This window comes from Bradyrhizobium sp. 45 (assembly GCF_023073155.1).
Taxonomy (GTDB): Bacteria; Pseudomonadota; Alphaproteobacteria; order Rhizobiales; family Xanthobacteraceae; genus Bradyrhizobium; species Bradyrhizobium canariense_D.
In genome coordinates this window covers 1-11,983 of record NZ_JADPIX010000133.1, presented here as the reverse complement: position 1 = coordinate 11,983, position 11,983 = coordinate 1, and the positions used below count along the sequence as shown (strand labels likewise).

General features: G+C 59.1%; 10 protein-coding genes and 3 pseudogenes. 6 read left to right on the top strand and 7 right to left on the bottom strand.

Features of this window, described 5'->3' with window-relative positions; translation table 11 throughout:
* On the top strand, window positions 1-246 hold a 246-nt coding region (locus IVB42_RS31135), incomplete at its 5' end, for a hypothetical protein (RefSeq protein ID WP_247471702.1).
* Between the two features lie 53 nt (window positions 247-299).
* On the opposite strand, the pseudogene IVB42_RS31130 reads toward IVB42_RS31135, so the two are convergent.
* A pseudogene (locus IVB42_RS31130) lies at window positions 300-492 on the bottom strand (integrase); the annotation flags it as partial.
* A 409-nt stretch (window positions 493-901) separates the two neighbouring features.
* On the opposite strand from IVB42_RS31130, the gene IVB42_RS31125 reads away from it, so the two are divergent.
* Window positions 902-1,111, top strand: a complete 210-nt coding sequence (locus IVB42_RS31125; protein ID WP_247471699.1) for a hypothetical protein — start codon at window positions 902-904, stop codon at window positions 1,109-1,111.
* 128 nt (window positions 1,112-1,239) lie between these two features.
* Here IVB42_RS31125 and groL read toward each other — a convergent pair whose 3' ends face one another.
* From groL to IVB42_RS31110, 3 genes are all read right to left on the bottom strand, one after another.
* Complete coding sequence (gene groL, locus IVB42_RS31120) at window positions 1,240-2,880, bottom strand: chaperonin GroEL (RefSeq protein WP_247471696.1); 1,641 nt, start codon at window positions 2,878-2,880, stop codon at window positions 1,240-1,242.
* A gap of 34 nt (window positions 2,881-2,914) precedes the next feature.
* A complete protein-coding gene (locus IVB42_RS31115) occupies window positions 2,915-3,232 on the bottom strand; it encodes a co-chaperone GroES (RefSeq protein ID WP_247471693.1) in 318 nt (105 codons plus the stop codon).
* Between the two features lie 455 nt (window positions 3,233-3,687).
* On the bottom strand, window positions 3,688-6,249 hold the full coding sequence (locus IVB42_RS31110) for a matrixin family metalloprotease (RefSeq protein ID WP_247471691.1): 2,562 nt from the start codon (window positions 6,247-6,249) through the stop codon (window positions 3,688-3,690).
* Window positions 6,250-6,423: 174 nt separating this feature from the next.
* On the opposite strand from IVB42_RS31110, the gene IVB42_RS31105 reads away from it, so the two are divergent.
* The 4 genes and pseudogenes from IVB42_RS31105 to IVB42_RS31090 form a co-directional block, all read left to right on the top strand.
* A complete protein-coding gene (locus IVB42_RS31105; RefSeq protein ID WP_247471689.1) occupies window positions 6,424-6,993 on the top strand; it encodes a hypothetical protein in 570 nt (189 codons plus the stop codon).
* A gap of 470 nt (window positions 6,994-7,463) precedes the next feature.
* Window positions 7,464-8,279 carry a septum site-determining protein MinD gene (gene minD, locus IVB42_RS31100; RefSeq protein ID WP_247369717.1) on the top strand — a complete coding sequence of 272 codons (816 nt, stop codon included), beginning with the start codon at window positions 7,464-7,466 and terminating at the stop codon, window positions 8,277-8,279.
* 2 nt (window positions 8,280-8,281) lie between these two features.
* Window positions 8,282-8,557, top strand: coding sequence for a cell division topological specificity factor MinE (minE, locus tag IVB42_RS31095; RefSeq protein ID WP_247369726.1), 276 nt, complete (start codon window positions 8,282-8,284; stop codon window positions 8,555-8,557).
* 1,135 nt (window positions 8,558-9,692) lie between these two features.
* Window positions 9,693-9,929: pseudogene (locus IVB42_RS31090) on the top strand (chromosome partitioning protein ParB); the annotation flags it as partial.
* Between the two features lie 234 nt (window positions 9,930-10,163).
* Here the strand turns inward: IVB42_RS31090 and IVB42_RS31085 are convergent.
* The 3 genes and pseudogenes from IVB42_RS31085 to IVB42_RS31070 form a co-directional block, all read right to left on the bottom strand.
* The gene (locus IVB42_RS31085) at window positions 10,164-10,454 is read right to left on the bottom strand and encodes a hypothetical protein (protein WP_247454546.1); all 291 of its coding nucleotides are present in this window, start codon (window positions 10,452-10,454) and stop codon (window positions 10,164-10,166) included.
* Between the two features lie 573 nt (window positions 10,455-11,027).
* Entirely contained in the window at window positions 11,028-11,351 is a 324-nt protein-coding gene (locus tag IVB42_RS31075; RefSeq protein WP_247471686.1) for a hypothetical protein, read from the bottom strand.
* A gap of 14 nt (window positions 11,352-11,365) precedes the next feature.
* A pseudogene (locus IVB42_RS31070) lies at window positions 11,366-11,983 on the bottom strand (IS256 family transposase); the annotation flags it as partial.

Genomic DNA, 11,983 nt, shown 5'->3' with positions numbered 1-11,983 from the left:
TCAACAATTGCAGAAGGTCCCCGCCGCCAGGACGATAGCGCAGCTGATGACGACGAAGCGCGACCACCTAACCAGGGCGGAGACCGTCACGCTTGCGGTGAAGGCGATGCGTTTGCGCGGCGTCATCCGGTCTATCAGGACGACCCAAATTCTAACACTTTGCGGCGAAGAAGCGAGGGAGAAACAGCCAATCGGGTTAAAATGCGGCCAGGCATCGGATTGGGTCCAACACCTGATTTTGTGTGAACGTCCGGTTTTTTCGCGCGCAAGGGACCACCTGGGAGGGGCGGATTCGATGACTAGAGCTCGATTTTCTCGGCGATGTGTAGAGCATCGTCTACCTCAATCCCAAGATAACGGACGGTGCTCCCAACTTTGTATGACCGAGGAGGAGTTGCAGGGCGCGCAGGTTACCGGTCTTGATTAGATCTGGGCAGCCTTCGTGCGCCACGTCGAGTGCGGGCCATAAGATACCGACACTAAGCCGATGCTATTGCGAGCGTAACGACTGGGCAGTCTGGCTCTCCCCAGTCAGAATTCGCGGCCGACCGCTTCTGGCGCGAAGCGGCCGTTCATTCAAAAACAACAGGCCGACTTCCTCGATGAATGGTTTTCAAACAGACGATTCAGGGACCGTCTACGACCTGGTGGACTTAGAAAGTGGAAGCTACGAAGCGTTGCGTTTGTGTTGGGAGGCTTGTCCGAAAGTGCCCAGGAAGCTGCGGCGCTTTGCCTTCGGAGGGCCAAGGGTCCGTCGCATTCTCCGTCATCGCAACGCATCTGTCGGCAGCCATGCACCCATGCGAAAAATCCAGGCCTGCGGCCGTTGTTCTAGATTTTTGATCGGTCTACATAGCGAGACGGCTGCTGGCGTGTCGCCCCTACGCCTGTAAGGAAAACAATGACAGTTAATAAGGCCAAAGACACTTCGCCTAAAACGCCGAACGCCGAGAACAAGGTTGTCGAAGCCAAGCCGGAATCTTCGACCAAGACTGAAAACAAACCGGACGCAACACCGAAAAAGCAAGATATGGGCGAGGGTCAGAAGGCGGTATCCAAAGCCTATAAGGACAACTGGAACGAAATTTTTGGGAAGAAGAAAAAGCGATAGGACGTCTCTACTGCATGGGGGAGCTGTGCAGCCGCAGCAGTTTCAGTGTCGCCGTTTGAACGCATTCCAACGTGAAGGCCCGGCATTGCTGCCAGGCCTCTCTTACGGTTGAGCTCCGCACCGTTGACTTAGAAATCCATACCACCCATGCCGCCGCCCGGAGGCATTCCCGGACCGGCGCCGCCCTTCTTGGGCAGCTCGGCGACCATGGCTTCCGTGGTGATCAGCAGGGCCGCAACCGAGGCTGCGTTCTGGATCGCCACACGCACCACTTTGGTCGGGTCGATGATGCCCTTCGAGATCAGGTTGACGTATTCGCCGGTTTGGGAGTCGAAGCCGTAGGAATACTGCTCCTTTTCGAGGATTTTGCCGATGATCACTGAACCGTCTTCGCCTGCGTTGATCGCGATCTGGCGAGCGGGCCAGGAAAGCGCCTTGCGCACGATCTCGACGCCGGTCTTCTGGTCGTCGTTCTGAGTCTTGATGCGCTTGAGCTGCTCGGAGGCGCGGAGCAGGGCGACACCGCCGCCCGGCAGGATCCCTTCTTCCACAGCTGCACGGGTCGCATGCATCGCGTCATCCACGCGATCCTTGCGCTCCTTCACTTCGGTTTCAGTCGCGCCGCCCACGCGGATCACCGCGACGCCGCCTGCGAGCTTGGCCAGACGCTCCTGCAGCTTCTCGCGGTCGTAGTCCGAGGTGGTTTCCTCGATCTGCGCCTTGATCTGGCTGACGCGCGCCTCGATGTCGGCCTTCTTGCCGGCGCCGTTGACGATCGTGGTGTTCTCCTTGTCGATCATCACCTTCTTGGCGCGGCCAAGCATGGCGAGCGTAACGTTCTCCATCTTGATACCGAGATCTTCCGAGATCGCCTGGCCGCCGGTCAGCACTGCGATGTCCTGCAGCATGGCCTTGCGGCGATCGCCGAAGCCCGGAGCCTTGACGGCCGCGACCTTCAGACCACCTCGCAGACGATTGACCACGAGGGTAGCGAGAGCTTCGCCTTCGACGTCTTCGGCGATAATCACAAGCGGTTTACCGCTCTGCACCACGGCTTCTAACAAGGGAAGCAATTCATTCAACTGAGATAGCTTTTTCTCATTGATCAAGACGTAGGCATCGTCCATTTCAACGCGCATCTTGTCTGCGTTGGTGACGAAGTAGGGCGAGATGTAACCGCGGTCGAACTGCATACCTTCGACGACCTCGAGTTCGGTCTCGAGCGATTTTGCTTCCTCAACCGTGATGACGCCCTCGTTGCCGACCTTCTTCATGGCATTTGCGAGGAACTTGCCGATTTCCACGTCCCCGTTGGAGGAAATGGTGCCGACCTGGGCGATTTCCTCATTTGAGGTGACTTTCTTGGAGTTCTTGACGAGATCAGCGACCACGGCGTCCACAGCCAGGTCGATACCGCGCTTCAGATCCATCGGGTTCATGCCAGCGGCAACCGACTTGGCGCCTTCCCTAATGATGGCGGCAGCCAATACGGTCGCGGTGGTGGTGCCGTCGCCGGCAGCGTCGGCCGCCTTGGAGGCCACTTCGCGCACCATTTGCGCGCCCATGTTCTCGAACTTGTCCTCAAGCTCGATTTCCTTGGCGACGGTGACGCCGTCCTTGGTGATGCGGGGAGCGCCGAACGACTTGTCGAGCACGACGTTGCGGCCCTTGGGGCCGAGCGTCACCTTGACGGCGTTGTTGAGAATGTCGACGCCGCGCAGCATCTTGTCCCGCGCATCAACGCCGAACTTAACTTCTTTACTAGCCATGATGTGGTCCTTGAAATATTGGAAGGATTAGGCGCTATGCGGCCTTCTTCTTGGCGACAGGCAGATCGGTGAGAACGCCCATGATGTCGCTCTCCTTCATGATCAAGAGCTCCTCGCCCTCGATCTTGACCTCGTTGCCCGACCATTTGCCGAACAGCACACGGTCGCCGACTTTGAGATCGATCGGAATCAGCTTGCCGGCCTCATCGCGTCCGCCTGGGCCGATCGCCGTGATCTCGCCCTGCGAGGGTTTTTCCTTGGCGGTATCCGGAATGATGATGCCGCCGGCGGTTTTGTCTTCGGCATTAATGCGTTTGACCACGACGCGGTCGTGAAGCGGACGGAATTTCATGCTGTCCTCCTTGGCTTTTGTGATTATTTCTGGATTGGCAATCGCAATGAGCGAGTGCTAGCCGCCGCTTCTCACATAAGCCTGTGATGCTGGGGCGCAAGGGCATCGGGCCACGCAACTTGACTTTCTTGAGGAGGAACGCTTAGCGGCGATTGCTAGCAGACGAAGTAGCATGCTGTTAGCGCGCGCGGGCGAGACGACCATCATCGATCAAGGTTGTGATGATCCTTGGGTCTATGAAAGCGGTGTTCAAGGCAAGGCTCGGCCGCGAAGATCCATTAGTCGAAGTTGCTTCTGCCGGCTGTTAACGCTGCCGATTGTCAGGATGCTAAGGCTAGGTCCGCTTTGGCCGAAGTAAAGCGGCTTCATGCGTTCGGAGTCAGTTTCCTGGTGCGCCTCGTAGATCCGCCGCAAGCGCGCCAGCATTTTTGCGTTTAGGCTATGGCCTCAATGAACTAAGGGTTTTCGCCCCAATAAACGTTCTGCAACGTGCTGGTGCTGTCGACGAAAAATAGTCTGACGCGCTCGGCTTTTCGCGAAACCGCAATGAGGTCGGATCCGGCTGCTGCGACTCCGGCTGCGACGGCAAGTGAAGGCGTGCTCCAGGTCGCGGGCACCGCATCTGGCCGAGGAGCCCACCAGGTTGTCCATACAGAGCTGTCCGCCTCCTGCCAAAAAACCTGGAGACGTTCGTTCCATGAGTTCGGAACGGCCAATGCAGAACCTGAACGAGCAGTGCGCCCAGCAGCGATGGCAAAGGGGGCCGACCAAAGCGCTGTCGCAGTATTCCAGAAACTGGACATTGGAGAGCGACTGACCTTATCGATCCAGAATACGTCTAGTTGTTCATTGTTGCGCGAGACGAGAGCGACCGCGCCATCCGCAATTCCAGCAGGAATTATTCTTTGGGGTGGCTGAAACCCAACTTGGTCATCAACGGATAATTCCCAAAACGCGCCCGCACCATCAACCACGATTATGAAGATGCGACCTGCACGAGGCACCGCTGCTATGGCGACAATCGGCCGCTGCCAATTGGCACGCGTGTTAGCAGCGACCCAGCCAACCGCCCCATTTGAGGCGACAATCTCTAGGTCGTCTTCTTTACCCGCGAAAAACACCGCGACGTGCTGGTCGTTGAGCGACGATGCAACCAGGGGCGATGAAGTTACCGGCGGCATCGCGGCCGAATTTGCTGGACGCACAGGATTCCCCACAGGCGGGCGAAAACCTGGCAAAAGCCAGATCGGTCCGGTAGCAGCTGTGCCTGGTTGAGCGATTGCGGTCGAAAAACCGCTTCGGATAAAGTTGTCGCTACCGACATAGAAAACATTTGCGGTGCTGGTGCTTCTGGCTGAAACGGCGACATTTGAATCGACGCGCGCATCGTTCGCCGGCTTAGGGCCCACAAACTCAAGAATGTCGCTGCCCTTGTTCTCGTCCAGGTCAGTCTGGTCCCAGACGCTGATCTGCAGCGGCGCATTAGCTGGTCCAGGAACTCCGCGGGTGGCCAGCACGATCGCTGCTTCGGGCAGAGCCGACGCGGCGATTTTCACTACTCCCGTCCCGTTCGGCACCGGCCGCACAACATTCCAGGTCGGCATTGGCGGCGATAGCACTCTGATGTAGGCGGCATCAGGTCCGTCTGGCGCGTCCAGCGTCAGCACTAAGACATCTGGTCGAAGTGTTCCTCTGATGTTCGCGAAGGCTGCGCCGGCCCCACCGGTTTCATTGCCCCAGCTTCCAGGGATGCTGTGCGGCGTGCCCCACCCAGTAATCGGGACGCCATCGCGATCAAGATCTTCGCCAATCCGAACAAATGCATTGTTTGCTCCATCCGGATTGTCGATCCAGAACACCAGCATGTCCGGGCGACCGTTACCCCGCGTGTCCACGACGCTAATTCCGAGACCGCTGCTTGAGAAGCCTACTGGGTGTGGCACGGACATTTGGTCGGACCAAACCGCAACTGAACCATCCGCCGCGATGTCATAGCCAATCTTATAATAGATGGTGTTTTCACCATCAGGGTTGTCAATCCAGGCGACGATCAGATCGGCGCCGCCGCTACCGTTAACGTCGAATAGAGCGCAGGCAACCTCCTCAGTCGTGTTTCCGAAATGACCGGGCACGGGAAAGTTGCCTGTCCACGTTGGCGTCAGCCCGTCCTCTCCGAGATTAAAGCCCACTCGATACAGCAGCTGGTTTTCGCCCGAGGGATCATCCATCCACATCATCACCATATCGAGCGATGAGCGTCCGTCCGGAAGGAGCCCGTGAATAAAGCCGGTGGCAAGGCCCAATCCTTGACTATTGTTGCCAAGTGGACCGCCCATGGCGATAGGGGGACTCCATCCACCGCGGGGATTTCCGTTGGCGGCTATATCGTATCCGACGCGGTAATAAGCAGTGTCGGCCCCGTCGGGATTGTCAATCTGCCCGACAATGACATCTAACGTTGTGCCTGAGCGACTTAGATCGACGACCACCACATCGGCACCGCTGGTCGAGTTTCCAAACCACCCAGGCACCGGGATAGGCGGGGCGCCCTTCAGCGCCTGTATACGCTCGATATCATCCGCGGAGAGACTTCGAACCCCCTGATTAACGGGATACATCGCTGATTCGAGGTTGGTGGAATGTTTCAACCCGAGATAATGACCCACCTCGTGCAATGCGGTGGAGCCCATATCGGTGAACCCCGGGAGCGGCGAAGGTGAATTGACCCAAAGCACGTTGGGGTTGAATGTGATCTGCGCATTTTTAGTCAAACCGATCGGTGGAGTGACCCCAGGCGGAACGACCCCGGTGAGGATATTCAGCGTCGTGTTGTCGGAATTAGTTATAAGCCCGTCGAAGCGAAATCGAAGGTCCGGACTGTCGTTCACCAACTTAAACTGAATCGGCGCGACCTGTGCCCAAGCCCCTAGTGCGAATTCGATGGCACCGACAATGGCTCGGCCGGACACCGATGCGGGCGGAATATCAATTTTGTAATTATAGCTGGTGAGGTCCATGTCGTTCCTCCCAAAAAGCAATGTGATGCCGGCTATCAACGGCCCAAAACGTCTGATTGTCAATCATACGACCCAAAACTAGCGGTTTGATCTGGGACCCGCTCCTGGATGGTTGCAATCTCCCTGCTTTAAGCTGCCGGAACCGGCAGGTCGTAAATCACCGATGTTGAAGGCTTGAGAAGGATCGGCGGAGAGTTCTTTCAACGCAGTGTCAGTCGTCTTCACGCTGACCGCGATGCCGCGGTAAAACAACTCGAGAAGGCCGCCCGACGAAACCAGGTCACCCTGCTCGAGGCGCCGGCAGATGCCATCGTCCTCGATGTCGCGCAACGCTCCGTAGCGTCGATTATGAAAGAGGCGGAGCCGCTCTACACGCTCGTTTCCCCGCTCGAAGCAAAGGTTCTGGTCGAGGGGCGCGACGTGGGAAAGGTCAAGACCGCATCTCTCACCCGCGTGAAACTGGAAGCGTGGCCGTTTCAGAAGCACGGCACCCTGGAGGGACAGGTCAGAACGCTCTCCGAGGACGTTTTTAGTCCAGATCCCAAGAAAGACGGGGAAGCACGGCCGCACTACAAGGCGCGCATCAAGCTCACCTCAGCCGAGTTGAGCAATGTGCCAAACCATTTCCGTCTTATTCCCGGGATGGCCGTAACCGCGGAAATCAAAGCGGGCGAGCGCAGCGTCATGTCGTATTTCCTCTACCCGCTCCTTCGGGGGCTCGACGAGAGCATTCGAGAGCCGTGATGAATGCGTCGAGTTCAGCGGCCCTCTTTTGAAGGTTGGGTTGTGGCCCTTCACGACTGTTGCGCCGCCTCACGTCATCGGTCGCTGAAGCGCCATAGCGGAAATGGACGGGCCGGCGTCTATCGCAGCAGACGACGCTCTTGACCCGAACCCGCACTCCCAGAATGTCCGATAACACGGAGTTAAACCGGAAGCGGCTTGCTCAAGTCCGCGGCCGAAAAGAGGACGTCGTTAACCGGTGATTAACGAACACCGCTCAATCTAAAACAAAGCAACCAAAAAACAGCGAGTCGGCACTCCTGGATTCCAAGGTGCGGCTGCAACGTCGGTTGGTTCGTCTCCGTGGCCGGTCCTACGTCACGTTCGTGTTTTCCCCGGTCATGCCAATCGTGAACTGGTTTGGGAATCGACGCAACGCTTGCCCCGTTCGCCCGGATTTTTTGTCGGGCGCGCCGGCAAAGGAGGTAAGGATGGCCAAAGTCTTGGTCGTAACGTCAGGTAAAGGCGGCGTTGGAAAAACCACTTCCACCGCCGCGCTCGGTGCCGCGCTCGCACAAAGCGGAGAAAAAGTCGTAGTTGTCGATTTCGACGTCGGCCTGCGCAATCTCGACCTCATCATGGGGGCGGAACGACGCGTTGTATTCGACCTCATCAACGTCGTGCACGGCGTTGCAAAGGTTTCGCAGGCGCTGATCCGCGACAAGCGGCTCGAGAATCTATGGTTGCTTCCTGCATCCCAGACCAGGGACAAGGATGCCCTGACCGATGAGGGGGTCGAGCGCGTCATCGCCGATCTGCGAACCAAGTTCGATTGGGTGCTCTGTGACAGCCCGGCGGGCATTGAGCGAGGTGCAACCCTTGCGATGCGCTATGCGGATGAAGCGGTTATCGTCACGAATCCCGAAGTCTCGTCCGTCCGTGATGCTGATCGCATTATCGGGATGCTCGATTCCAAGACTGCAAAGGCAGAGAAGGGCGAACAGGTGAAGAAACACGTGTTGATCACCCGGTATGACTCGGGCCGCGCAGCACGAGGCGAAATGCTCAGCATCGATGACATTCTCGAAATCCTCACCACTCCACTTCTGGGAATCATTCCCGAAAGCCAGGACGTCCTGCGGGCGTCAAACGTCGGCTCCCCGGTCACGCTGAACAACGCCGCAAGCGCGCCCGCCCGGGCCTATACCGATGCGGCGCGGCGCCTGAATGGCGAGATGATTACGATGATGGTGCCGGTCGAACGCAAGGGCTTTATGGAAAGGCTGCTTGGACGGAGGGCGGCATGAGCATGAACTTTTTGCGGTTACTCAGCCGCCGCCCCGGTTCCGCCCCGGTTGCCCGGGAGAGGCTGCAAATTCTTTTGGCGCACGAACGCGGCCTGCGCGGCCAGCCGAATTTACTTGGGATTCTGCGGGAAGAGATACTTGCCGTGGTCTCGCGACACGTCATGCTCGATCCGGAAAAGGTTATCGTTCGGATGGATAGAGGTGAAAGTGTCTCGACGCTTGAAGTCGATATCGAGCTGCCCAATGAATTCGAGAAACGGATCGCGGCCGCAGGCTGACGCAGGTCCTGCCCCTGAGGAAAGCACGGGGTCATTTACCCGGGAATACCGCGTGGCTTCTTTGGAAGCATCGGTGGCGACGGTCCCTATGACGGGCGTCATGCGAGCCTCTGCGTGTCTACGTGCGGAAGCTCGCCCATCTCGCGGGACCGGCCGGCGCCGTGGCGCTGTTTTCCGGCGACGGCCAATTCCGCGCCGCGACAACGGATCCACGCTCGTCGGGGCGAGGTGGTCGGATTTCCTCGGCGCGGCGTGCTTGCTCTGACACATGCGCGGGGAGCCGCGGGGTGCGGTCGGCTGTCGTCCCGACGCAGACGAATCCTTGCGCTAGGTCTGACATCGCGTCTGCAGGTTCAATGCTTTGAAAAGCACATCGAAGGCACCTGACCGGCACGGCCTGGCCTCAGCGACTGGTTGGGCGCGACTGGCGCCAGCGCTTGCCTCGGAAGTTCCGTGCCGGGGCCGAGGTCTGGGCAGCATGATCGCGGATTTTCCGGTTGCGCTGCGCTCCTGCTGCTCGATGATCTTCGAATCTTCTTGCGCAACGATCGCAGTTTGGTCCGGCGGATGCATCATTTCGCTCGAGGAAAGCGGCTGCGGCGGCGCTTTGAATTGCCGAATTTCGAGCCGGTCTACCTTGGTCAGTGTATCCTGTGAGGGGCGCAATCCGACAGTCGCCTCAGCAGGCGGCTCGTTCACAGGCTCTGTCATGCGAGGCGGTGCCTCGAGCTCCATCACCGCGAGTGTCGCGAGGCCAACGAGGAAGAGAGCCACTCTCATCTGATTTCACGCTCTCCGAACGAGAAACCTCGCTCAGATCCTCTTAGAAGTGAGCTCCAGAAATCGGAGAACGATTGCAACGGTCCAATAAGGCCGCTTAGCGGCAGAGGTGAACCAGGGAGAACGGCTACGGGAGAAGATCAACGACAGGGTTAACGCGGGTCATGTGAACTGGCCCGCTGAAGCGGACAGTTAACTCGCCGACGATGTGGCGCTGACAGCTTCTCACTTTGAAAATGTCACCAAAACTCGCCGCTCGACGGCCATTTCGTCCTCACTAGGCTCAGGCAAATTGGCGGCTTCATCTTGAGGGGGAGACGTGCGTCTGTGAGCCAGCTGTCATTTTGTCTTCCGATATCTAGGTCGCGTCACCAAGGCCCGCATTCTGGAGGCTGTCAACGACGGTGTGAGCGGCGAGGCTGCCGAGCGGATGGCAGATATGAAGAAGGTCGATATGGCGGAAGCAGCCGAGCAGTTGCTCGCTGCGACCGACTGGCTGCCCGCTGTGCTGAGGACTGCCAAGCCGCAAGAGCAATCCGATGCGCCCAATGCTGGGCTAGGCGATGATGCCTATTCGGAGGCTGCCGAGTGAGTTCTCATCCGGGGCCGCGCGTGCGCGGCCCCGGCCAACCATCCAAAATTTCGGCCGCGCGCCTTGGCGCGCGGCCGATTTAATTGATGCAAAGGTAGCGATCACAGACGCATGCCGACACCTGGAGGACGGATACGGGTCCTTCCGATATTGCCGATCGTCGCGAACCGCTAACCCGGGATGGTCGTCTGGCCCGCTTCATCAGCGGCGATGTGCTCTTGCCCGGGTCCTTGTTCAAACGAATGATGGCCGCCGTTCGGATCGTCTTTCGGCGGGAGTTCCTTCCCGCGGCGGTCCGATACGCCACGACAGCATGCGAAATTGGTCGCTCAGGCCCAGCGCATTGCTTATGATGTACAGCAGATCGACCGCGCGTTCTCGACCAATTATGCGCCGGCGACGCCAGGGATCGACGTCGTGACGTGCAAGAACAGACAAGACGCTCAATGTCATCTCATCTGTATCGCAAATGGAAGCGAACAAAAACGCATCGTACTGAGACTCTAGACGAGGAAGGTCGGTCATTTCATACTCCCGCTTCCGCTGGGCAAGACGCAGTGTTGACAATCGGTGCGGAGTCGCGGCTGCTGGAGTTGCTAAGCTGACGCCTCAGTTCACGGGTTTCTTCAAAGCGCCTCGTCACGTCACGGAGGATCGCTGCAGTTCCAGCGGGCCGTCTCCCGTCATCGCGCAACAAGACAATAGTGAATTCGACAGAAATGAGCCGTCCGTCCTTGGTCAATCCCGGCACTGACAAAAGGTCGCCTTGGCCGTAAGGGCTTTCTCCGGTTGCGCGCGGCCATCAGATCGCCGCGGTGGCCGTGGCCCGGAAGCTCACCGTGCTTTGCTGGCATTTGTTGACGAAGGGCGAGGATTACCTGTGGGCGCGCCCGGCACTGGTCGCCATCAAGACCCGCGCGATGCAGCTTCAAGCCGGACATCCGCAACAGAAAGGCAGCCGGCGTGGGCCAGCGTATGCCTACAACATCAAGGCACTGCGCGACCGCGAGATGTTGATTGCCGCACAGGCGGAGCAAAGCTACGAGCGCTTGGTGACGCAATGGAAACCACGGCGGCCAAAAACCGGCGCGCGGGCGCTCAGCTCGGCAAGACAAAATAGGGCAGCCTGGTGGCGCTTGCAGCCGATGCGCCACGCTTCGCCACGAGGTCGCCCGCGCCCACCCAGGATAATCCCGCCTGACGGCAAGTGCCAGCCAGGAATGCAGTCCCGTTCCACGCCAGCATGCCGCCGTGCTCGGGCCGGTCAAGGCCAAGCCTTGCGGTGGCCGCAAACGCGGCCAGCCTTGACCGCCCCTGCGCGCAGCGGCTGCGAGATCGATGGCCGGGACGGAAGAATGGCCCGCGGCGCAGCCGAACAAAAGAATGGACGTACGCGATTTCTGCAATCGTCATCTCGGTCATGAAAAAAATCGCTTGTCCATCTTATCCGTCGTCCGCAAGTGTTTCCAGTGCTCGGCCGGGAAGTCGTAGAACGCCAGTAGCGTGTCTCGATCCTTGCTCAGGCAATCGGCGGCCTTCTCGTACTTCAGCGCGTAGCTCTCGATGAAGGCGTCGAACGCCAGCTCGGCGGCGAGCTTCGTTTCAATCATCCAGATCTCCTGCAACGCGCGTTTGGCCTTCGGCTGCTGGCTCTTCGGCAACTTGGCGAGCACGTTGGCGGTCTTGTGCACCCAGCAGCGCTGCTCGCGCGTTTTCGGCCAGACCTCGCCGGCCGCCTTCCAGAACCCGAGTGCGCCATCGGCGATGGTAAGCTGCGGCGCCACGTCGAGCCCGCGCCGCTTCAGATCGAGCAGCAGATCGCGCCAGTCCTGCGCGCTCTCGCGGGCGCCATCGGTGAAGCCGACCAGTTCCTTGCGGCCTTCCGGGGTCGCGCCGATCAGCACCAGGATGCACTGCTTTTCGTCTTCGAGGCGCGCTTGAAGATGGATGCCATCGGCCCAGATGTAGACGTAGCGCTTCGCCGACAGATCGCGCCTCTGCCACGCGGCGTGCTCGTCGAGCCAGCCATCCTTCAGGCGACCGATGGCGGATGC